General features: G+C 57.4%; 19 protein-coding genes. 7 read left to right on the forward strand and 12 right to left on the reverse strand.

Annotated features, from left to right (window positions below; translation table 11 throughout):
- Positions 1 to 3: 3 nt before the first annotated feature.
- The 7 genes from citF to HCK03_RS14360 form a co-directional block, all read right to left on the reverse strand.
- Entirely contained in the window at positions 4 to 1,524 is a 1,521-nt protein-coding gene (citF, locus tag HCK03_RS14330; RefSeq protein ID WP_167691789.1) for a citrate lyase subunit alpha, read from the reverse strand.
- Between the two features lie 20 nt (positions 1,525 to 1,544).
- Positions 1,545 to 2,420 carry a citrate (pro-3S)-lyase subunit beta gene (gene citE, locus HCK03_RS14335; protein WP_115192841.1) on the reverse strand — a complete coding sequence of 292 codons (876 nt, stop codon included), beginning with the start codon at positions 2,418 to 2,420 and terminating at the stop codon, positions 1,545 to 1,547.
- Positions 2,420 to 2,710 (reverse strand): citrate lyase acyl carrier protein, encoded by a 291-nt coding sequence (gene citD / locus HCK03_RS14340; protein ID WP_041145400.1) that lies wholly within the window; start codon positions 2,708 to 2,710, stop codon positions 2,420 to 2,422. The genes citE and citD overlap by 1 nt, the downstream gene beginning before the upstream one ends.
- A gap of 26 nt (positions 2,711 to 2,736) precedes the next feature.
- Positions 2,737 to 3,804, reverse strand: a complete 1,068-nt coding sequence (gene citC / locus HCK03_RS14345) for a [citrate (pro-3S)-lyase] ligase (RefSeq protein ID WP_167691790.1) — start codon at positions 3,802 to 3,804, stop codon at positions 2,737 to 2,739.
- A gap of 23 nt (positions 3,805 to 3,827) precedes the next feature.
- Entirely contained in the window at positions 3,828 to 4,691 is an 864-nt protein-coding gene (locus tag HCK03_RS14350; protein ID WP_143967192.1) for a fumarylacetoacetate hydrolase family protein, read from the reverse strand.
- Positions 4,692 to 4,760: 69 nt separating this feature from the next.
- Positions 4,761 to 6,005 carry an MFS transporter gene (locus HCK03_RS14355; protein ID WP_041145397.1) on the reverse strand — a complete coding sequence of 415 codons (1,245 nt, stop codon included), beginning with the start codon at positions 6,003 to 6,005 and terminating at the stop codon, positions 4,761 to 4,763.
- Between the two features lie 71 nt (positions 6,006 to 6,076).
- Positions 6,077 to 7,165, reverse strand: a complete 1,089-nt coding sequence (locus HCK03_RS14360; RefSeq protein WP_148249851.1) for a 4-oxalomesaconate tautomerase — start codon at positions 7,163 to 7,165, stop codon at positions 6,077 to 6,079.
- Between the two features lie 155 nt (positions 7,166 to 7,320).
- Here HCK03_RS14360 and HCK03_RS14365 point away from each other — a divergent pair, with 155 nt between their 5' ends.
- A complete protein-coding gene (locus HCK03_RS14365) occupies positions 7,321 to 8,250 on the forward strand; it encodes a LysR family transcriptional regulator (RefSeq protein WP_167691791.1) in 930 nt (309 codons plus the stop codon).
- Between the two features lie 38 nt (positions 8,251 to 8,288).
- Here HCK03_RS14365 and nhoA read toward each other — a convergent pair whose 3' ends face one another.
- The 4 genes from nhoA to HCK03_RS14385 all read right to left on the reverse strand — a co-directional run bounded on the left by nhoA (position 8,289) and on the right by HCK03_RS14385 (position 12,587).
- Complete coding sequence (gene nhoA / locus HCK03_RS14370; protein WP_167691792.1) at positions 8,289 to 9,134, reverse strand: N-hydroxyarylamine O-acetyltransferase; 846 nt, start codon at positions 9,132 to 9,134, stop codon at positions 8,289 to 8,291.
- Positions 9,135 to 9,213: 79 nt separating this feature from the next.
- The gene (locus tag HCK03_RS14375) at positions 9,214 to 10,866 is read right to left on the reverse strand and encodes an ABC transporter permease (protein WP_134525836.1); all 1,653 of its coding nucleotides are present in this window, start codon (positions 10,864 to 10,866) and stop codon (positions 9,214 to 9,216) included.
- A gap of 51 nt (positions 10,867 to 10,917) precedes the next feature.
- Positions 10,918 to 11,886, reverse strand: a complete 969-nt coding sequence (locus tag HCK03_RS14380) for an ABC transporter substrate-binding protein (RefSeq protein WP_041145392.1) — start codon at positions 11,884 to 11,886, stop codon at positions 10,918 to 10,920.
- Positions 11,883 to 12,587, reverse strand: coding sequence for an ABC transporter ATP-binding protein (locus tag HCK03_RS14385; RefSeq protein WP_166793775.1), 705 nt, complete (start codon positions 12,585 to 12,587; stop codon positions 11,883 to 11,885). Before HCK03_RS14385 ends, HCK03_RS14380 begins: the two co-directional genes overlap by 4 nt.
- Positions 12,588 to 12,798: 211 nt before the next feature.
- Between HCK03_RS14385 and HCK03_RS14390 the strand changes: the two genes are divergently transcribed.
- The 3 genes from HCK03_RS14390 (at position 12,799) to HCK03_RS14400 (ending at position 14,802) form a co-directional block, all read left to right on the forward strand.
- Complete coding sequence (locus tag HCK03_RS14390) at positions 12,799 to 13,380, forward strand: flavin reductase family protein (RefSeq protein WP_041145390.1); 582 nt, start codon at positions 12,799 to 12,801, stop codon at positions 13,378 to 13,380.
- Between the two features lie 133 nt (positions 13,381 to 13,513).
- A complete protein-coding gene (locus HCK03_RS14395; RefSeq protein ID WP_115192850.1) occupies positions 13,514 to 14,017 on the forward strand; it encodes a MarR family winged helix-turn-helix transcriptional regulator in 504 nt (167 codons plus the stop codon).
- Positions 14,014 to 14,802: a DNA alkylation repair protein gene (locus tag HCK03_RS14400; RefSeq protein ID WP_167691793.1), complete on the forward strand. Its 789-nt coding sequence runs from the start codon at positions 14,014 to 14,016 to the stop codon at positions 14,800 to 14,802. The genes HCK03_RS14395 and HCK03_RS14400 overlap by 4 nt, the downstream gene beginning before the upstream one ends.
- 13 nt (positions 14,803 to 14,815) lie before the next feature.
- Here the strand turns inward: HCK03_RS14400 and HCK03_RS14405 are convergent, their stop codons facing one another.
- Positions 14,816 to 15,640 (reverse strand): helix-turn-helix domain-containing protein, encoded by an 825-nt coding sequence (locus tag HCK03_RS14405; protein WP_123551434.1) that lies wholly within the window; start codon positions 15,638 to 15,640, stop codon positions 14,816 to 14,818.
- Positions 15,641 to 15,843: 203 nt separating this feature from the next.
- Between HCK03_RS14405 and HCK03_RS14410 the strand changes: the two genes are divergently transcribed.
- Genes HCK03_RS14410 through HCK03_RS14420 form a run of 3 tightly spaced genes read left to right on the forward strand, consistent with a single transcriptional unit; the run spans position 15,844 to position 20,482 of the window.
- Positions 15,844 to 17,415 carry an alpha-L-rhamnosidase-related protein gene (locus HCK03_RS14410; protein WP_167691794.1) on the forward strand — a complete coding sequence of 524 codons (1,572 nt, stop codon included), beginning with the start codon at positions 15,844 to 15,846 and terminating at the stop codon, positions 17,413 to 17,415.
- Between the two features lie 25 nt (positions 17,416 to 17,440).
- Positions 17,441 to 18,823: a glycoside-pentoside-hexuronide (GPH):cation symporter gene (locus HCK03_RS14415; protein ID WP_115192854.1), complete on the forward strand. Its 1,383-nt coding sequence runs from the start codon at positions 17,441 to 17,443 to the stop codon at positions 18,821 to 18,823.
- Between the two features lie 42 nt (positions 18,824 to 18,865).
- The gene (locus HCK03_RS14420; protein ID WP_041145384.1) at positions 18,866 to 20,482 is read left to right on the forward strand and encodes a carbohydrate porin; all 1,617 of its coding nucleotides are present in this window, start codon (positions 18,866 to 18,868) and stop codon (positions 20,480 to 20,482) included.
- The last annotated feature ends 26 nt before the right edge of the window (positions 20,483 to 20,508 follow it).

Consider the following 20,508-nt stretch of genomic DNA (forward strand, 5'->3'; position numbering starts at 1 on the left):
TGATTACTCCTTAACCTGGCGGACCACATCAATCACGCTGCCGTCGCGATAGCGCACCACGCCGACGATCCGCGAGGTAAATTCAACCGGCTTAGGCTCACCCGAAATAAGCAACGCTTTTTGATGCAACGCGTCGATATCGACAACGGCCAGGCCCGCAGCCATCAGACGCTCGCGGATCTCCGGACGGGCCGGATTGACGGCAATGCCGTGATCGGTCACCAGAACGTCAATACTTTCGCCTGGCGTCACCAGAGTTGTAACGCGTCTCACCACGGTAGGAATGCGGCTACGGATCAGCGGCGCAACCACAATGGTGAGATTGGCCGCTGCGGCCACATCGCAATGCCCGCCGGAAGCGCCACGCATGACGCCATCGGAGCCGGTCAGGACATTCACGTTAAACTGGGTGTCCACTTCCAGGGCGCTGAGAATGACCACGTCCACCCTGTCGCAGCAGGCCGCTTTTGCCGCCGGATTCGCATAGACGTTGGTTGATATCTCCACATGGTCGGGATTGACCGCCATTGACGCAGCTGCTGCACCGTCAAAGCTTTGCGTGTCGAGGATTTTTTCAATTAGCCCTTTTTGATGCAGATCGACAATGCTGCCGGTGATGCCACCCAGCGCAAACCGGGCGACAATGTTGTGCTTCCTCATGCGGGCTTCCATAAAGCGCGTACAGGCCGTTGACGCCGCGCCGGAACCGGTCTGAATGGAAAAGCCGTTGCGGAAATAGCCCGAGTGTTCAATAACGTCAGCGGCCGAACGCGCAATCATCAGCTCACGCGGATTGCTGGTGACCCTGGCAGCGCCGACGCTGATTTTTGCCGGATCCCCTACGCTCTCTATCTGAACAACATAATCAACCTGATCCTGGACGATACTCGCAGGCAGGTTCGGGAACGGTTTGAGGGTTTCGGTGAGAAGGACCACTTTTTTGGCGTATTTCGCATCGACCATCGCATACCCGAGCGAGCCGCACTGCGACTTCCCGCCGTTGCCGCTGGCGTTGCCGTATTCATCGCAGCAGGATACCGCCAGAAACGCGACGTCGATGGCAATCTCACCCTGTTGAATCAGGTTGACTCGCCCGCCGTGTGAGTGGATTTGTACCGGCTCGTCCATCAAACCGTGTGATATCGCGTCGGCGAGATCGCCACGCATGCCTGATGTGTAGATTTTGCTGATGACGCCGTTTCGGATGTGTTTAATCAGTGGCGTATTACAGGACATTAAGGAACTCGAGGCGAGCGTGAGTCCTTTAAGCCCGCGTTCAGCCAGCTTATCGATAACATAGTTGATGACCTTGTCCCCCTCGCGAAACGCGTGATGGAAGGAGACCGTCATACCGTCATGAAGATCGCAGCGCGCCAGGACATCGTCGACGCTGGCAAACAGTTTGCGCTGATATTTTTGCTGAGCGTCAGAAAGATAAGGCGTCGCGGCATTAGCGCCGCTGAACGCAACGTATTCACGTCGGGTACCGGGAATGTCATGCAGGGTTTCAGTGAGGTTTGTCATCATTTTTCCTGTAAGGGTTATTACTGACGAATGCCGGACGCATTTCTGCGTTCGATAACAACGCGGGCATGGTTGATAATTGGCGCATCGATCATTTTGCCGTTCAGCGAAATCACCCCAAGTCCGTTACGTTCACCTTCCTCTGCCGCTGCAATAACGCGCTCTGCATAATCCACCTCCTCCTGAGTTGGGGCATACGCGTTATGGAGAATCTCAATTTGTCGCGGGTTAATCAGCGATTTACCGTTGAATCCCATTCTGCGGATCAGGTCCACTTCCTTGAGGAAACCGGCCTCATCATTCACGTCGGCGTAGACCACATCAAAGGCATCGATACCCGCGCCCCGCGCGGCATGTAAGACCGCGCATCGGGCGTAGAACAGCTCCGTCCCATCGCCTCGCTCGGTCTGCATGTCCATCACGTAATCAAATGCCGCCAGCGCAATGCCCATCAACCGCGCGGAAGATTTCGCAATAGCAACGGCATTAATAACGCCTACAGCGGATTCAATCGCCGCCATCAGTTTTGTTGAGCCCACGGGACGTCCGCAACTCTCTTCAATACGCACAATTTCACGTTCAAGCTGATGAATATCTTCAGGGGTGTCGGTTTTGGGTAAACGAATAACATCAACGCCAGCCCGGACGGCAGCTTCCAGATCCTTTAAGCCGAAAGGCGTATTAAGCGGATTAATTCTGACAACGGTTTCTATATCGTTATACATAGGATGCTGCAGGGCATGGAATACCAGCAGGCGAGCGCTGTCTTTTTCTTTCAGGGCAACGGCATCTTCCAGATCGAACATAATAGAGTCTGGTTTATAAATGAATGCGGTTGAGAGCATTGCGGCGCTTGAACCGGGTAAAAATAACATACTGCGGCGTAATTTCTTCATTATAACGTTTCCCATACAATATCTTCCCGGGCCATTCCTCTGAGCAGCGCAGCCTGCATGCGCGCGCGGATCACACAGTCCAATGCGCCTTTATCATCGACAACGATCAGCCCCTGCTGGATATTCAATGCTGCAAGTGTTTCATTAACGACCTCGGTAATACGGTCGCCAAATTGCTTGTAGACTTCGCTTTGGATGACCACATCCAGCCCGCTCTCTACGGGACTCACCTTCACCATCAGGTCGCTTGATTCCAGCGTCCCCGCCATGGCGGCTTGCACAATTTTCATATAACTCTTCCTGTGTGATAACGCGGTTAAACTTCTGCCGGCAATCGTTCTGCTAAACAAGACGAATGCAGCACTCCGCTATTCAGATAAACGCGTGTTGTTTCAGGCACCATATGACTGGCGGCAGAAAAATTTCTTTCACTTATTAAACGTCGAACGGCGGACGCAGAGACCGGGATGTTATTGCCATCCGTTTTTCTCGCTATTTCATGCACCCGAATAGTGGCAGCGATGCCGGTTTCCTCTTCCAGCCAGCGATGCATTGCACGGTTATAGTCCGCGGTCAGCTGACAGAATGGTTCGGTACCTACAAAGCGATGACGTATATTCAGCGCGGGGGCGATGTAATTCCTGAACAGGGTTAAATCGATGGCGGCATAAACTTTATCAATCACCTGTTTGTCTTTCAGGAAATAACCGGGGAACGTGCCGCGGGAAATAATATAGGCGGAGCCCGGATGAACCGTCACATTGTGCAGATGCCGCGAGCCGTCGCGAACCATCGCAAGCCGCTCTTTGAAAGAAAAGGCGGAAACATCTTCCTGCACCACAAAAACATGCAGCCAGTCACACTCGCGCGCGGCGTGTTCAATTAAATACTGGTGCCCAAGGGTAAAGGGATTGGCATTCATGACAATGCTGCCGATCTTATTGCCCTGCACCAAATGGTGGCTGCGAAGCTGGCTGCAATAACGGTGAATACCGATCGGCGTGTTCTCCATTAACGCGGCTCGATTCACGATCGTCACTAGCGGATAAAATCCGCACCCGCGAAACGATTTTACATTTCCCGGACAGGTAAAAAGAAAGAGATGATGTTCGCCGTTTTGCGCCGCCTGAAGCTCTGCCTCATGCAGTAACGTCAGGCTTAGTGAAGTCCCCCGCCACTCGGTATCGATAGCAATGCATTTTAAGGTATTCCCGGCAATTCCGGCGCAGGCGACAAGCTTGCGCTGATAGCGCGCAATGACAAACTGGGCGATATCGTCGTCGATGCCTAAACCATTTGTCTCCAGAAAGCAGGCGATCTCCTCTCTGGTATTCCCCTGGCCGGATTGAATGACCTCAAATTCTGGCGTTCTGGCGGTGAACATCTTATTTCTCCTGAGAACCGCGATTAAACAGCCCGCGATTCTTGCAGCGGTTGAGCTTCCACAATGGTATTCATCAGGCGGCCGATATTTTCTATTTCCACTTCAACCCGATCGCCATCATGCATAAAGAGCGGTGGATTGCGTTTTTTACCGACGCCGCCCGGTGAGCCCGTAATAATGACGTCCCCGGCGCTCAGTGAGGTGAAAGTGCTGATATACGCGATAAGATCGGCCACTTTGTGGATCATGCTGCCGGTGGAGTCATCCTGGACCAGCTTGCCGTTAAGCCAGGTATGTATGGTTAAGGCGTGGGGATCGGGGATCTCATCTACAGTGGTCATATAGGGCCCAAAGGCACCGGTCTGTTTCCAGTTTTTACCGGCCGTGAACCAGGCGTGCTGCCAGTCGCGCACCGAGCCGTCCATATAGCAGCTGTAGCCAGCGACGTGGTCGAGCGCATTGTTCGTGGTTATTTGGGAACCTGGTTTGCCAATAATGACGGCCAGTTCACCCTCATAATCGAACTCGCTGGAGTGAACAGGCTTGATCACCGGTCGGGCATGTCCGGTTTGCGAATCAGGGAATCGGATAAACAACGTCGGCGCGCTATTCGTCTCCGCGAACTCTTTTCGTTTTTCGGCGTAATTCATGCCCACGCAGAAAATCTTTCCGGGTTCATCGATGACGGGTAAAAAGGTAATGTCTTCCAGAAGGATATCTGCAGGGCAATCGATATATTGCCTTGCAACCTCAAGCGCATCCCACTGAAGAAGATCTTTTAGGGTTGCATACTGATGACCGATTCTATTACCCAAATCGATAATGCCGGACTCAATAGCTATTCCGTAACTTCTACGGCCGTGATGAATATAACTCGCTAATTTCATGTTGATACCTGATTAATATTCGTGCCCATACCGTGTTCACGCCTTACAGCGTGAACACCTTGCCAGCTTTTATTCAGCGGACTGCGCGGGTACCAGTGCCGGTTTCGTACCGGACGCCAGATAGGTAGCCACAACAACGCCGACCCCGAGTAACGCCAGGATGAATCCCGTCATCCCCTGCCAACCCATTGAATGGAAGACAAAACCGTTTACAAAACCGACAACCGAACCGCCCATGTAATAGAAGAATAAATAGAGCGCGACTGCCTGGCCTCTTGAGTGGGTAGCATTTTTACTGACCCAGCTCAGGCCGATGGAGTGGCAGCCGAAGAAGCAGCCGGTGAAGATAACGGCACCCGCAATAAAGGTGACGACATTCGCGGTCAGCGTCAGCAACATCCCCAAAGCCATAATCAGGAACAGCACTCTCAGCACTTTCATTGCGCCATATTTAGCCGATAAACGCCCTGCCTGTGGAGCAGTAAAGAAGCTCAGCGCGAAGCTAAAGGAGAGCAGGCCCGCGTTGGCTGGAGATATATGGAAAGGTTCGCCTTTAAGGAAGAAAGCAAGGTAGTTATAAAGTGAGGTAAATGCGCCAAAGATAATAAAGCTAATAACAAAAGCCAGCGCCAGATTTTTATTTTTAAAATGTGATGCAGCACCTTTCACCATGCGCATCACGTTGAGATTTTGCGTCGGCGTGAAATTACGGGATGCCGGCAGCAAAAAGTTAACCAGAATGGCAACCACAATAAGACTCACCGCAAAACCGTAGAAGATGGTATTTATGGAGATATGATCGATCAGCTGGCTGGCAATAATACGCCCTGACATTCCCCCCATCGAGTTACCGAAGACAAAATATCCCGTGACGATTCCCGCCGCCACCGGTGCAACTTCTTCGCTGATATACGCCGTCGCCGCTGCGGCTATGCCGCTTAACGCCAGACCAATCACCGCGCGCAGAGCCACCAGCATCGCCCAGGATTCGACCAGCGGGCACAGCAGCGTTAAAACACCGCCCAACAGCAGCGACACAATAATTAATCGCTTTCTGCCATAGTGGTCGGATAAGGTTCCGGTAAAGAGCAGCCCAATAGCCAGCAGTGCAGTTTCAGCAGATAAAATAATACTTACCTGACTGACGGGAACGTTGTATTCCACCGCCAGCGTAGGAAGCAGTGGCTGAATAAAGAAAAGAGAAGCAAGTTCAGCAAGCCCGGATAAGGCTAACGCCAGAATGACACGAATATGACTACTGGCCTTTACGGAATCCGAGTCTTTCAGGGTATTTTTAGCATGCGTTAACGCCATAATAACCTCAGTATTATAGTTTGGGTACAGAGTGGTTTTTTATCTAACCTTTCAGGTCAGGATGTTTTTATTTAAATCGCTTCTGATAAAACGTTTTCCGGCACGCAAACGACGCCTTCAAATAATTTTCGCGACGTGCGTATAACCGCTGCGCGAGTATTTTCGATCTTGTCTCCGTCTCGTAACAATGACACCGTAATTTTTCCGCTGGGATGTTCAATATCAATAATGTTGGTGAATAAATCTCTGGGCCGGTCGGCGATAAGGGTATGGGCAACAGACCCTTCAATCAGCGTTGCGGTTGAAATGCCAATCGAGCCGGTAATGGCCAGCGACTTATGGCAGACGTGTGGCATAAAGTAGCGAACCTGAAGCGTTCCTCCGTTGCACGCTCGGCTGAGCAGAACGGGTTTCGGAATCACTTTCGATGAAACATCGCCAAGCCCCATTGCCTCACCCGCCCTACAACGCAGGCGTTCAAGCTTCGCCTTGAAGGTTGTATCCGCATCCAGTTCTGCCGGCGACTCCCCACCCGTTTTTCCCAGCTGGGCTGCATCTATCAGCACCATCGGCATGGCCATGTCGATACACGTAACGGGGATACCCTCAAAAACGTCCGTCACGCTGCCGGTCGGGAGCAGCTTCCCTGTTTTAGAGCCTGCAGAATTGAGGAAGGTCAAACCAACCGGTGCCGCAACACCCGGTACGCCGTCGATTTGGGTATCACCTTCGTAAACCACCCGATAATCAGGCGTCTGAACTTCTGCATCAACCAGCGTGCCGGTATTCAGGTTACGGATGCGGACCGTCGTCACCGGACTTTGCGCCTTAACCAACCCCTTTTCGATGGCAAAGGGCCCCACCGCGCAAAGCATATTGCCGCAGTTGGGCGTGGTGTCGACGCGTCGCTCGTTAACCATGACCTGCGCGAACAGATAATCGACGTCGGCATCCGCACTGTCGGAAGGACTGACGATCGCCACTTTGCTGGTTTGCGGACTTCCACCACCGATACCGTCAATTTCGAGCTCATGGCCTGCGCCCATTAACGCCAGTAACACGGCGTCGCGTTCTTCATTTTCAGACGGCAGATCGCTGGCCAGAATAACCGGGCCTTTTGACGTACCGCCACGCATTAATACGCAAGGGATATTTAACATGTGTTTTTCTCATTTCGCTTTTTCTCAGGAACGCAATAAGGTTTTCATACTCGGGTTGATAACTCTAATGTCAAAAAAAGCATCATTAATTCGTTTTACACATAAATAGCGCGTGAGTTACCGTAGAGAAATAGAAACGAGAAAGGGATGCTGAGATGCAACATGAATTACAGGGCATACAAGCTTTTGTAAAAATTGCAGAAATCGGATGCTTTACAAAATCATCTCAATTTCTTCACATATCACAACCTGCATTAACACGTAGAATCCAAAAGCTTGAAGAGAGCCTGGGAACGGCGCTGTTTGAACGCTCGACGCGGAGCGTCAAATTAACGGCGGTGGGCAGAGAGTTTTTGCCTAAGGCAAAGAATTTAATCGATTTTTATGAAAGCTCAATATTGAGTATTAAAGAGATGGCGACGCATCAGGCAGGGGTTATTACCGTTTCCTGTATCCCGACCGCCGCGTTCTATTTTCTGCCATCGGTGATACGAGATTATAACAATGACCATCCAAACATCCGTATTCGCATACTTGAGCACAGCGCCAGCGATTGTCTCGAAGCGGTGTTAAATGGCGATGCAGATTTCGGCATAAATATGATAAACATCACACATCCTAATATCGATTTTTCGCCGTTGGTCAATGAACCTTTTGTTCTGGCCTGTCGGCGCGACAATGAACTGGCACAAAAACCGCTGGTAACGTGGGAAGATCTTGCCGGAATGAAGTTAATTGGCGTCAGACGCTCCAGCGGTAACCGGTCGCTTATCGATCAGGCCTTCGAGAAAATGGCCTGGCAACCTAACTGGTTTTACGAGGTCCGACACCTGTCTACTTCACTGGGAATGGTGGAGGCGGGCCTCGGCGTATCGGTGGTTCCCAGCCTGGCAATGCCGACTGATGAACATCATGTTCTGGTCAGCCGCCCGCTGATTGAACCCGTCATTCGACGTACCTTAGGGCTTGTGCAGCGTCGCGAAACGCCGCTGAGCCCGGCGGCGGAGAAATTCAGAGAGATGTTAGTACAGCTGTGGTCTGGCGAAGATAACAGTCCGTGGATTAATAAGTTTAGCCAGCTCTAAGCCCCGCCAGGAGAAAGGGGCCGACGCCCCTTTATGCCCTATTTACCCGCCTGTGGATGCGTTTCAAAGCCAGCCATTACCGCCGTCAGTTCGGCCAGCGAAAAGCCGTGTTTCGGATCCTCCACCCCGAGGCCAAATCGCGTTTGCAGCGTTTCATACAGCGCCACCACGTCGGGTAAATCAACCTTCTCCACCACCCGGCTGCTATCCCAGTGGGTGAAGTGGAAGTTGGTTAAGGTCATCTTCCCGCCGTCAACCAGGTGGCGGCACAGCAGCAGGTGGTGGCGAAAATGCGACTGCGGCCAGTGGGCGGACCAGAAGTTACCCATCACGTAATCGGCGGCAAACTGACAGCCTAAATCGAAATGATACATCGACTGCCAGTGCTCGTGATGGCTGAACTGCAGCGTCCAGCGCTCGCCTTCGTGCAGCAGGCGATAAACCCCGTGCGGGGTCTGCTGCTCAACGTCAGCCAGCAGCCTGATGGGCGCCGTCAGCGTTTGCCCGCCGAAGCCGACGTCGGCAATCCAGCGCTCGCCCTCCGCCTCAACCAGCAGCAGGCGGTGGGTTCGCGGCGGCATCTGCGGCGGATTCGCCAGCACCACGCGCCCCAGCAGGCTGCGTACCGTGAAGCCAATTTCACTTAACGCCCGCTCGAGCAGGCCGTTCTGCTCAAAGCAGTAGCCGCCGCGGCGGGCGTTAATCAGCTTCTCCTCCAGAGACCGATCGTCCAGATGGATCTCCCTCGGCAGCAGAACGTCGAGGTTCTCAAACGGGATCGCGCTGTTGTGGTGGATATGCAGCGTCCGCAGGGTGTTAATCGACGCATCAGGGGTTCCCGTCCAGCCCAGACGAGAAAAATAGGCGCGTAAAAATGGGCTCATCAATGTCTCCAGCATTCGGTGTGCGTCATTTATAGCGTATTTTTCCCGCCTCACCGGTATTTTTGTGCGGTCGAGCGGCTCAGCGCGCGCTGCGCTGCATCAGCGCCAGGGCGCTCAGCATCAGCGTCAGGCCGGTGAGCAGGGTCAGCGTCGCCATCGCCATCCCCTGTCCCGCTGAACCCTGCTCAAACTGACGCCAGATAAACACCGCCACGGTCTGGGTGCCCGCCGGAGCCAGCAGCAGGGAGGTCACCAGCTCGCGCGAGGCGACCGCAAACACCATCAGCATCGCCGCCAGCAGCGCCGGAAACACCAGCGGCAGGACGATCAGGCGCAGCGCCTGCAGCGGCGAAGCGCCGTGGACCCTCGCCGCCGGTTCCAGATTATTACCAAGCTGGCGCAGGGCGCTGCCCACGTAGCGCACCGGCCACGGCAGCAGCAGGCAGCAGTAGGAGAGCAGCAGCATAAACCAGCTGTTATACGGCGAAACCGGCCAGAACGGGCGGTTCCACAACAGAATCAGCCCCACCCCGACCACCACGCCGGGCAGCGCCGCCGGCATCAGCGACAGCGCATCGATAATTGCGCTGCCGCGGATTTTTTGGATCAGCACCAGCCACGCCGCCACCAGCCCCAGCAGGCCAACAATCAGCGCCGAGGCCAGCGCCAGCGAAAGGCTGGTCCCCAGCGCCGAAAGCGCATCGCCCTGCTGGTTAAACAGCGCAATAAAGTGGTTAAAGGTAAAATTATCCGCGCCGATCCCGCCCGACAGCGTGCCCATCAGGCTGGTGACCACCGTCGATGCCACCGGCAGCACCACCGCCAGCCCGGCGACCGTCGCCATCAGCAGCAGTGCCGGAACGGTAAACCAGCCCGCCGTCGCCCCGCTGTTCTCACCCGGTTTGCCGGTCACGCTGGTCACTTCTTTATCCCCCACCAGCCGGCGCTGCAGCCACCAGGCCAGCAGCGCGACGACGATCAGCAGCAGCGAGAGCAGCGACGCGCCGTTGAGATCGATAGGCCAGTCGGCGAGCTTCTTCTCGATTCCGACGGTCAGCATCACCACGCCCGCCCGGGAGCCCAGCGCCGCAGGAACGCCGTACTCCTCAATCGCCAGGGTAAACGCCAGCAGCATGCCCGCCGCCAGCGCCGGAGAGAGCATCGGCAAGGTGATATGCCAGAAGGCGCGCCAGGCGCTGGCGCCGTGCACGCGCGCCACGATAGCCAGCCGCTGCCCGCTCGCCAGCAGGCTGCGGGAGACGGCAAAATAGACCACCGGGAAAATATTCAGCGCCATCACCAGCACGATCCCGCTGCGGCTGAACAGCAGATCGTTGAGATCCCAGCCGGTGAGCTGCTGCAGATAGCCGTTGCTCTGCAATACCAGCATCCACGACAGCGCGGCGATATAGGGCGGCGTGAGAAAAGGAATTAAGAACAGCAGGTCCCACAGGCGCGGCAGCGGCAGATTGAACAGCCCGCGCAGCACGCCGAGCGGGAGCCCGATGGCGACGCTGACCAGCGCCACGCCGCCGGCGATCCACAAGGTGCCGCCGAGCATTGCCGGCAGCTGCGGATCGGCAAACAGCGTCGCGACGCCGCTAAACGCCCCGGACAGCGAACCGGCGCTGAAGTGGGGAAATATCGCCTGTAAGACGATAAAAAACAGCGGCAGCGCCACCAGCACCAGCAGCGCCGCTAGCGTGGCGCCAGAAATGAGTTTTTGATTCACCGTATTTTCCTGCAAGCGAGGGTCCCCCCGCCGCGGCGAGGGGAAGGCAGATTACTGCGCGAAGAGCGTATTGAAGCGGGCCAGCACCGCGCGGCGTTCGCTGCTGCCGTCGCCGCTGGTCGGCAGAACCTTCAGCTCGTTAAGCAGCGGGCGCTTCGCCGGCACGTCGGACCGCGCCGGCATCAGCCAGGCATCCGCCACCATCGCCTGGCCTTCCGGCGACAGGACGTAGTCGACAAAGGCTTTGGCATCGTCAGCGTGCGGGGTAGTTTTCAGGATCATCATCGGGCGCGGCGCAATCACCGTTCCGCTGGCCGGGAAAATCACCTTCAGCGATTCACCCTGGCTAATATTGCCGTAAGAAACGTAGTCCACCGCGCCGAATACCGCCGCTTTCGCGCCCTGCATCACCGGCGTCACCGCCTGCGCATTCGGCCCGCTGACCACCATCCCGTTCTTTTTCAGCGCATCGAACAGCGCCCAGGCCTTATCGCCCATCCCATTCTGCAGCCCGATCAGCAAATCCAGGGATGCGCCGGACAGCGCCGGGTCCGGGGTGGTCACCTTATCCTTAAATGCCGCTTCCGTCAGGTCACGCCACTCCTTCGGTTCCGGCGTGCCGCTTTTGCTGTTCCAGACGATCCCCAGCGCCGAAATGCCCTGCGCCACGTAATCAGCCGATTTCAGATTGGCCGGGACCTTATCGGCGTTGGCGCTTTGATACGCCAGCAGCCAGCCGCGAGCGTGCAGATCTTCCGCGGTGTCCCACGAGGCGGAGATCAGCACGTCCGCCTGCGGGTTGGCCTGCTCGGCCTCAAGCCGCGCCATCACCTTGCCGGTGGTGGCCTGGAAGATATTGACCTTAACGCCGGTTTTCTTTTCGTAACCGCTGGCGAGGCCTTTCGCCAGCGTGCCGGGACCGGCGGTGTAAACGGTTAGCGCGTGGGCGCTGGAGATCATCGTGGCCGACAGCATCATCGCGAGCGCTGCTCCTTTCTTAAATGTCATAACGGATTTCATGCGGGTTCCCCTGAGGATGAAGTAACAATGCGGACGGCAGCAACGCTGCCCGCCGATAAATGCACAATGCGGTCAGCCAGCAGCTCTGCTTCGCGGCGGTCGTGGGTGACGTAGACGGCGGTGATGCCAAGCTGGCGCAGCAGACGGCTCATCTCGATGCACAGCGACTCACGCAGCTCGCTGTCAAGATTAGAGAGGGGTTCGTCAAACAGCAGCACGCGAGGTTCGGCGACGATTGCCCGCGCCAGCGCGACGCGCTGCTGCTGGCCGCCGGAGAGGCCGGAGGGTTTACGCTCGGCAAAGCCGGTCAGCCCGACCCTCACCAGCGCGGCGTTGACCCGCGTCTGGCGTTCACCGCGAGGCACGCCGCGCATGCGCAGCGGAAAAGCGATGTTTTGCGCCACGGTCATGTGCGGCCACAGGGCGTAATCCTGGAAAACCATGCCGATATCGCGCTGCTCCGGGGCCATACCCCAGCCGGCTTTCGCCACCAGGCGGTCGCCAAAGCGGATTTCGCCGCTGGCGGGTACGGTGAGCCCGGCCAGCAGGCGCAGCAGCGTGCTTTTGCCGCAGCCGGATGGCCCTAGCAGCGCGACGATGCTGCCCGCTTCGATATGCAGATCGATATTATTGAGAACGGTATTGGCGCCGAAAGCGAAGGAGACGCTATCAAGCTTGATGCCGGTAAGCGCGCGCATTATCGCCCTCCCCGTTGGGAAAGCGATACTCTACCGACGGTCAAAAACCGCCGGGCCGCGCCCACCTGCGATAAATACAGGGGAGCTAACATGTTGTTATCCTCTTTGGGACTTAGTGCCGCCAACTATAGGGAGCCTGGATGACGTATTGATTACATTTTCATTGCGGCTTAACGTGTTGTCTGGCATCAGACCCATTTACCAAGGAACGCATATGAGCCGCTTTCGCCACGTCGAACTCCAGTACGCCAGTCGCCTGCTCAATCACGGCCCCACCATTATGATAACCAGCTATGACGCGCAATCCGGACGCCGCAACGTGATGGCCGCCGCGTGGTCGATGCCGGTGGAGTTCGCGCCGCCCCGCGTCGCCATCGTGGTCGATAAGAGCGCCTGGACGCGGGAGATAATTGAGCGCAACGGGACCTTCGGCATCGTGGTGCCGGGCGTGGCAGCCGCCAGCTGGACCTACGCGGTCGGCAGCATCAGCGGGCGCGACGAGGATAAGTTCAACGCCTACGGCATTCCGGTGGTTAACGGCCCGGAGCTTGGCCTGCCGCTGATTGAGGAGAAGTGTCTGGCGTGGATGGAGTGTCGGCTGCTGCCGCCCACCGCCGCTCAGGAGCAGTACGACACCCTGTTTGGCGAAGTGGTTTCCGCCGCCGCCGATGAGCGGGCTTTCGTCACCGGACGCTGGCAGTTCGACGATGATAAGCTCAATACGCTGCATCATCTCGGCACCGGCAACTTTGTCGCCAGCGGACGCCACGTTCGGGCGAACACGCCGGAAGAGTAGCCTGCCTGCCGCAGCGGGCGGGTTAATGCCGGCCTGCTTATCCACACCGATGCCGGGAGCCCGCCCTTTTAGCGTTGACCTTGCCCTGGCCCGATCATATAGTTAGGCGCCATACTATATTTCGGAGGCCGCAATGGAGCTTGAACAAAAATACCGCGCTCTGCTAGAGGAGGCTGAACGCCATCAGCTTGCCGATCTCGACAATATTCGCCTTTGCTTTCAAACCCTGTCGCTGGCGGCCGCCATCGATCGCGATTGTGCCGCGCTGCTGGCGCCCTGGGGTCTTTCCGAAGGCCGCTTTGTGCTGCTGTTTCTTCTCAACGCCGCGCCGGAAGGTCTGGCGCCCAACGTGCTGGCGGAAAAGGCGGGAGTCACCCGCGCAACCATTACCGGCCTGCTCAACGGTCTGCAGCGCGATGGCCTTATTGAACGCCATGCCGACGCTCTCGACGGTCGGGCTATGCGAATTGGCTTAACGGTCAAGGGTAAGCAGATCATCGATAGCGTTTTTGCCCGGCATAGCCGCTGGATTAGCGGGCTCTTTGCCGGTCTCTCGGCCGAGGAGCGGGCCCTGCTCGCCGGGCTGCTGAACAAAGTCGCGGCCGCTACGCTGACGGCACAAGGAGCAACGTCATGAGCGAAAATGAGAAACGTAAAGGAGCAACCCGCGTCGCGGATATTCCTGCCGGGATCCTGCAGGCCCTCTCGCGAGGTGAGTTAGCGAGTGCTAACCTGACGGAAGTTCTGGCGCTAAGCCAGTCGAGGCTGCTGCGTGCGGTTTTCCCGGCGCTGCCGCCGTCGGCGCTGGCCGCGGCGGAGAGCCTCGATGCGCAGGGTATTGTGAAGCGCATGGCAGGCATCGCGCACCTGCTGTTGAGTGAGGGCCAACCGGCGACACTCCAGCGCTGCCTGGCGCACCCGGCGGATACGGTTCGCGGCTGGGGCTGCTTTATGCTCGGCGCGCGGTCCGATTTGACGCTCAGCGAGCGCCTGGCGGCAATTCGCCCGCTGGCCGATGATGCCCATTTCGGCGTACGCGAATGGGCGTGGCTGGCCGTGCGCCCGCGTCTGATACCGGAGCTGGATCTGGCCATCGCCGAGCTGGTAACGTGGACCGCCTCGCCTTCGGATCGCATTCGCCGCTTTGCCAGCGAGGCCCTGCGTCCGCGCGGCGTCTGGTGCGCGCATATCGGCGAGCTCAAGCGCCAGCCGCAGCGCGCGCTGGCGATCCTCTCCCCGCTGCGCGCCGACCCCTCGGTCTACGTGCAGGATTCCGTCGCCAACTGGCTCAATGACGCGGGGAAAGATAGCCCCGACTGGGTGCAGACGCTCTGCGCCCGCTGGCTGAGCGAATCACCGTCCCCGGCTACTGCGCGTATTTGCCAGCGCGCAATGCGCAATTTAGCCCGCGCCAGCCGCTGACGCAGCGGCGGCCTCAGCGCTGCAGCCGGCGCCGGTCTTCGCTGGGAGTGAGGCCAAAAACCTTTTTATAGAGGGTGGTAAAGTGGTTGCTGTTGGCGAAGCCGCATAAATAGGCCACTTCGGTAATGGTCATATCGGTTTCACGCAGTTTTACCCTCGCTGAAACCAGGCGCAGGCGTTTTATATAATTATCCGGGGTTAATCCGGTCGCCTCTTTAATATGGCGAAAGGCAGTGCGGGTGGTCAGGTGAAATTTATCGGCCAGCAGCTGCCAGTTATGCTCTTCAAAACAGTGGTCCTGCAGCCAGGTGAGTAATTTATGTAATTTATATTTTGTGTTGCTATATTCCGCTTCACTTTCAGCATGCAGTATCGTCGTCGCCAGCTGAAAGAAAGTCGCCTCGCGCAGCGCGCTGTTTTCACTGCGCTGAAAATCCGCCGAGAATATCTTCTCAACCAGCCCCTTACAGATATGGCGGGTATCAGGGGCCAGCCAGCCGTAGCAGGAAGCCTGCTGTGCGGAGAATTTGCGTAATAGCGCATCAACATTCTGCAAATAATGAAATTCAACGAAAGGGTTAATCAGCACGTTGATTAACTTGAGCGTTCCGAGCTCATCATAATAATGCACGTCCCCCGGCTGCACGTAAAAAACGTCCCCCTGCTGAATATACAGCGGTCGGCCGTTAATAACGTGCAGACCATGCCCGTGCTCGACGATCACCAGTTCAGCAAACTCGTGGCTATGTTCATGGCTGTTATCTTCGGGGTCGCTGGCGTACATCGCCAGCTTGTCCTGCGGATGGGCGAAATAATACTCAACGGTCAGTGTCATCATTAATGAAGTCCAAAACGGCATACGGCGCAGGGGCAAGATAATGCATTTTACCGGCGCTCACGAGCCAGATTTATGGAATTGTGATCGCCAACCAGCCCATCACACCATCAGTGCCATTTCCCGCGGTGCGTTGGCATTGCCAGAGTGGTTGACGCGGGCGGCGGCGTCTTATGCTGCGGATAAATAAACGTAGAGGACGCAGTATGTCACAGGCTATCCAGCACAACTCTGAGGTCACGATGACCCGCCACGAGGACTTTTTACGCGCCGCCGAGGCGCTCAGGCCGGCGCTCAGCAGCCGGGCTTACCCACCGCAGGCGGTTATCGATGCCCACGCCGATCCGCAGGCCATCTTTGGCTGGCGGGCGCAGCCGGTCAGCACGCCCGAAGCGCTTTATCAGCGCGAGCTGACCAGCGGTGACAGCTTTATCATTGATTTCGGCAGCCACTACGTCGGCTACCTCTCTTTCGCCTGCTCCGCCGTCGGCAGCCCGCCGGATGCCCCGGCCCATCTGCACTTTACCTTCGGTGAAACCCTCAGCGAAGTCTGCGAGCCGTTCAGCGAATATCAGGGCTGGCTGAGCAGCAGCTGGCTGCAGCAGCAGGACCTGTGGCTCGACGTGCTGCCCGCAGAGGTTAACCTGCCCCGCCGCTACTGCTTTCGCTACCTGAAGGTGGAGGTGAAGGCCGTATCGCAGAAATTCCGCCTGCGGGTTGGACAGATTCGGCTGAATGCCGTGACCTCAGCGAGCGAAACCTGCCTGCCCGGTACCGCGACGGACCCGCAGCTGCAGGCTATCGACCGGGTCTCGGTAGTGACCTTGAAAAACTGTATGCAGGAGGTTTTCGAAGACGGGCCTAAACGCGACCGCCGCCTGTGGCTTGGCGATTTACGCCTGCAGGCGCTGGTTAACGACGTCACCTTTACCCACCACGACCTGGTTCGCCGCTGCCTGTACCTCTTTGCCGGCCATACCCGGGAGGACGGCATGGTCTCCGCCAACGTCTTTGTCCAGCCAGATGTGATCGCCGACGATACTTTTCTCTTTGATTATTCGCTCTTTTTCGTAGATGTTCTCTACGGCTATCTGCAAAGCACCGGCGATAGCGCCACCGCTCAGCAGCTGTGGCCAACGGCGCGCCGCCAGGTTGAGCTGGCGCTGACCCGCTGCGATGACGCCGGTCTGGTGCGCGATAGCGACGACTGGTGGGTCTTTATCGACTGGCAGGCGTCGCTGAATAAACAGGCCGCGGCGCAGGGCGTGCTGATTTACTGCCTGCAGCGCGCTATCTGGCTGGCAGAACGTTTTGAACCCGAGCTGGCAGCTGCGCTCGGCGATCGTCTGCAGGCGCTAAAAGCGGCGGCCCAGCGCGAGCTTTGGGACCCGGAACGGGGCTTTTTCGTTAGCGGCACCGGGCGACAGGTGTCCTGGGCCTCGCAGATCTGGCTGGTGCTGGCGGAAATCGGCAGCGCAGAGCAGCACCGGGAAATAATGCGCAATTTACGGGAAAATCCCCCGGCCATCGCCATGAATACCCCCTACCTGCGCCACCACTTTGTCGCCGCCCTGCTGCAGTGCGGGCTACGCGACGAGGCCATCGCGGAGATCAAAGCCTACTGGGGGGCGATGGTCGATTACGGCGCCGACACCTTCTGGGAGATTTTTGACCCGGCGCAACCTGACTTTTCACCTTATGGCAGCAAGCTGATCAACAGCTATTGCCATGCGTGGAGCTGTACCCCGGCCTGGTTTATTCGCCAGTACGGACTTTAACAACAACAATAAGCGAGCATATTTTATGGCAGAAACAACCTTTAGCCTGTGGCGGCAGCGCCTGGGCTACGGCATCGCCGACCTCTCCTGCAACCTCGTGTGGCAGCTTATCTCTCTGTATCTGATGTTCTTTTACACCGACGTAATGGGGCTTCCCGCCTATTATGTCGGCCTGATGTTCCTCGTGACCCGCCTGGTGGATGGCGTCGCCGACGTGCTGATGGGGCTGGTGATTGATAACACCACCACCCGCTGGGGGCGCTGTCGTCCCTATCTGCTGCTTGGCGCAGTCCCCTTCGGGCTGCTGTGTGTTTTGGCCTTCTACGTGCCGGATTTCGGCACTACCGGCAAGCTGCTTTACGCCTTCATCACCTATCTGTGCCTGTCGTTTCTCTATACGCTGGTCAATATTCCGTTCTGCGCGATGCTGCCGTTCCTGACCAGCGATTCGCGTGAGCGAACCACCCTCTCGGCGGTGCGAATTCTGCTGGGCTCCCTCGGCGCCACGATTGTTGCCGTCGCGACCCTGCCGCTGGTTGGCGCGTTGGGCAAGGGCAGCCAGGCCCACGGCTTCTTCTATACCGCGGTCATTTTCGGCGTCATTGCGACGTTCTTCCTGCTGGTGAGCTTCCGCAACGTTAAGGAGAACATCAGCATTACCCAGGAACGAATGACCCTGAAACGCGCCTGGGTCAGCCTGCGCGCCAACCGTCCATGGTGGGTATTCGCCAGCAATATTTTCCTGATGTGGGGGGCGTTCTTCTTCCAGACCGGCGCGCTGGTTTACTTCTTCCACTACTACGTGGGCAACAACGATCTGACGGCCATCGTCGCCGGGATCTCCACCTTCGTTCCGCTGCTGGGCACTCTCACCGTGCCGCTGCTCGCCAGGCGGATGAAAAAGCGTCACGTCTACCTGATTGCCAGCGCCATTAACCTTGTCGGCATGGGCATGATGATGGCTGCGGGCGTCAACAGCTGGGGGCTGATTGCCGGGGCGATTGTGCTGTCCCTGGGCGCCGGCCAGCGTACCGCCATTTACTTCTCCATGCAGGCCGATCCGGTGGATTACGGCGTGTGGAAAACCGGCATCAACACGGCGGGAATTTTAACCTCAATCAACGGTTTCTTCGGCAAAGTTGCCATGGCCGGTGCGGGAGCGATTACCGGCGTACTGCTCTCTTCCGGCGGCTACGTCGCCAATCAGGCGCAGAACGAGAGCGCGATGCTGGCGATTAAAGCCTGCTATCTCTACATCCCGGCGCTGCTGATTGTCGCGTCGATGCTGTGGATTGGCCGCTTCTATCGTCTCGACGATGATTACGAGCAGATCCGCGCCGACCTCGACGCCGGTCGCCGTGCGCCGCCGGAAAGCCCGTCCGCCGGCGGCGAAAATCACGCCATGTAAGGCGTCCCCACCTCTTTACCTCTGAAAGAAATAAGGATTCTCATGCGTATCTCTGTGATTAGCGCAGCGGTTTGCTGCGCCCTTTTTTCGGCCTACGGCGTCTGCGCCGCGCCGCTGACCATCGAACAACGGCTGGCGCAGCTCGAAGCCCGGCTCAATCATGCGGAGCAGGAAGCGGGAGACGCCAACCGCCGCGCGCAGCAGTCAGAACAGCGCACAACCGCGGCGGAACAGCGCGCGGCAGCGGCGGAGAAACAGGTGCAGGCGCTCAGCCAGCGGACCGCCGCCAGCGAGCAAAAGCAGCAGGTCACCAACCAGCAGATCAATAGCCAGCTGGCGAAAACCTCGCCCGGCGACGGCTTTGAGTTTAACGCCTACGCCCGCTCCGGCATGCTGGTGGATAGCCACGGCAAAGGGGCGCGCGGCGGCCCGGGGATCTCCCCTGCCAGCTCGCTCAACGGCGATGCCCACGTTGGCCGTCTCGGCAACGAGAAGGATAACTACGTAGAGCTCAGCTTTGGCAAGAAAATGACCTTTAGCGACGGCTCGTGGGCGCATTTCAAAACCATGCTTGCCGATGGCGCCACCAACCCGGACCCGTGGGTCCAGGATAACGACAGCCACCATCTGAACGTGCGCCAGCTGTACGTCGAAATGGGCGGCTTTGCCGATTTTTCCGGACCCTTTGAGAAGTCCTCTATCTGGGCGGGCAAGCGCTTCGATCGCGACAATTTCGATATTCACTTTACCGACAGCGACATTATGTTCCTCGGCGGTACCGGCGGCGGCATCAACGACGTCAGTTGGGGCAGCCATTTGCGCGGCGATTATTCGGTCTATGCGCGCAACTTTGGCGATCTGGGTAGCGATAATTATGAAGATAACGATATTCAGAACCTGATGTTCACCGCTAACCACTTCTGGAACAACTGGCAGCTGATGACCACCGCGATGACCGCCCAGGGCAATGATTCGCTGAAAGATAACACCTCGACCACCGGCAGTTATGCCCTGCGCAGCGACAATACCGCGAAGAACGGCTACTACGCGATGCTGGCCTATCACGATAAGCAGCAGTTCTTCGGCCTGGCGCCGGGGGTATCCGAAAGCGCCTTACAGTACGGTGGCGGCCTTGGGGCCGAAGCGCGTCAGCCCGGCAGCGATGGCGATCTCACCGAGAATGCAAAATCCTTGCGCTTTGCGTCATACGGTATTTTGCCGCTGGGGAAAAACTGGGAGCTGGCGCCGTCAGTCATCGCCCAGCATAGCGAAAGCCGCTATCGCGACGGCGACCGCTACGACTGGGCGACCTTCAACCTGCGGCTTTCTCAAGGCATCACCCGCAATTTCGCGCTGCTGTACGAGGCGTCGTGGCAGTATATGGACCTGAACCCCAACGGGCGAACCTATCGCTACAACGACGAAGTCCATCAGTATCAGGCGGTGAGCGGTGATTTTTATAAGCTGACCTTCGCTCCGACCTTTAAGGTTGGCGACGTGTTTGATATTAAAGCGCGGCCGGAGATTCGGTTCTTCGTGACGTGGATGAACTGGGATAAGGCGCTGGATCGCTACGCCATTAACGATGATTTCGGCAGCAAAGGCTTTACCGCCGGCGGAAACTGGAACTTCGGCGTGCAAACCGAGATTTGGTTCTAAGGCGTGAGTCCCGGGTAAGCGGCGAA

The organism is Klebsiella terrigena (assembly GCF_012029655.1).
In the GTDB taxonomy this organism is placed as follows: Bacteria; Pseudomonadota; Gammaproteobacteria; order Enterobacterales; family Enterobacteriaceae; genus Klebsiella; species Klebsiella terrigena.

Bases quoted from the DNA above. Each gene is read 5' to 3' on its own strand.
- citF (WP_167691789.1), bottom strand. From the start codon at position 1,524: ATGACAAACCTCACTGAAACCCTGCATGACATTCCCGGTACCCGACGT.
- citE (WP_115192841.1), bottom strand. From the start codon at position 2,420: ATGAAGAAATTACGCCGCAGTATGTTATTTTTACCCGGTTCAAGCGCC.
- citD (WP_041145400.1), bottom strand. From the start codon at position 2,710: ATGAAAATTGTGCAAGCCGCCATGGCGGGGACGCTGGAATCAAGCGAC.
- citC (WP_167691790.1), bottom strand. From the start codon at position 3,804: ATGTTCACCGCCAGAACGCCAGAATTTGAGGTCATTCAATCCGGCCAG.
- HCK03_RS14350 (WP_143967192.1), bottom strand. From the start codon at position 4,691: ATGAAATTAGCGAGTTATATTCATCACGGCCGTAGAAGTTACGGAATA.
- HCK03_RS14355 (WP_041145397.1), bottom strand. From the start codon at position 6,005: ATGGCGTTAACGCATGCTAAAAATACCCTGAAAGACTCGGATTCCGTA.
- HCK03_RS14360 (WP_148249851.1), bottom strand. From the start codon at position 7,165: ATGTTAAATATCCCTTGCGTATTAATGCGTGGCGGTACGTCAAAAGGC.
- HCK03_RS14365 (WP_167691791.1), top strand. From the start codon at position 7,321: ATGCAACATGAATTACAGGGCATACAAGCTTTTGTAAAAATTGCAGAA.
- nhoA (WP_167691792.1), bottom strand. From the start codon at position 9,134: ATGAGCCCATTTTTACGCGCCTATTTTTCTCGTCTGGGCTGGACGGGA.
- HCK03_RS14380 (WP_041145392.1), bottom strand. From the start codon at position 11,886: ATGAAATCCGTTATGACATTTAAGAAAGGAGCAGCGCTCGCGATGATG.
- HCK03_RS14390 (WP_041145390.1), top strand. From the start codon at position 12,799: ATGAGCCGCTTTCGCCACGTCGAACTCCAGTACGCCAGTCGCCTGCTC.
- HCK03_RS14395 (WP_115192850.1), top strand. From the start codon at position 13,514: ATGGAGCTTGAACAAAAATACCGCGCTCTGCTAGAGGAGGCTGAACGC.
- HCK03_RS14400 (WP_167691793.1), top strand. From the start codon at position 14,014: ATGAGCGAAAATGAGAAACGTAAAGGAGCAACCCGCGTCGCGGATATT.
- HCK03_RS14405 (WP_123551434.1), bottom strand. From the start codon at position 15,640: ATGATGACACTGACCGTTGAGTATTATTTCGCCCATCCGCAGGACAAG.
- HCK03_RS14410 (WP_167691794.1), top strand. From the start codon at position 15,844: ATGTCACAGGCTATCCAGCACAACTCTGAGGTCACGATGACCCGCCAC.
- HCK03_RS14415 (WP_115192854.1), top strand. From the start codon at position 17,441: ATGGCAGAAACAACCTTTAGCCTGTGGCGGCAGCGCCTGGGCTACGGC.
- HCK03_RS14420 (WP_041145384.1), top strand. From the start codon at position 18,866: ATGCGTATCTCTGTGATTAGCGCAGCGGTTTGCTGCGCCCTTTTTTCG.